Origin of the sequence: Streptomyces axinellae (assembly GCF_039532135.1) — a bacterium.
Classification (GTDB): Bacteria; Actinomycetota; Actinomycetes; order Streptomycetales; family Streptomycetaceae; genus Streptomyces; species Streptomyces axinellae.
The window spans coordinates 1-509 of record NZ_BAAARJ010000101.1; the positions used below are offsets into that span (position 1 = coordinate 1).

Genomic DNA, 509 nt, shown 5'->3' on the forward strand with positions numbered 1-509 from the left:
CCGCAGTTGCTCCAGTTCCCCGCAGCAACCGGCTACGGGCTCGGCCAGTCCATGGTCGAGGCCGGGCTGTGGATGGCGCCCGGCGGCATCATGATGATGCTCGTCTCGCCACTGGGCGGAAAGCTCACCGATGCGCGCGGCCCGAAGTTCACGCTGATCAGCGGGGTACTGGTCATCGCCGCCGGCTACGGGCTGTCCATGGCGCTGATGGGATCGGCCTGGGGCATCATGCTCACCATCATCGTGATCAACAGCGGAGTCGGCCTGGCCTACGGAGCCATGCCCGCACTCATCATGAGCTCCGTCCCCCTCTCGGAGACCGCCGCCGCCAACGGCTTCAACACCCTCATGCGCTCACTCGGCACCTCCACAGGCGCCGCCGTCATCGGCGTCGTCCTCGCCCAGCTGACCACCACCACAGGCGGCCACACCTTCACCTCCGAAAACGGCTTCCGCACCGGACTGCTCATCGGCTGCGGCGTCGCCCTGGTCGCCGCCGCCATCGCGAC

At 68.2% G+C, this 509-nt stretch carries 1 protein-coding gene; it reads left to right on the plus strand.

Going from position 1 to position 509, the window contains the following annotated elements:
* The coding region (locus tag ABD339_RS33640; RefSeq protein WP_344570958.1) for an MFS transporter at positions 1-509 on the plus strand (509 nt) is incomplete at both ends.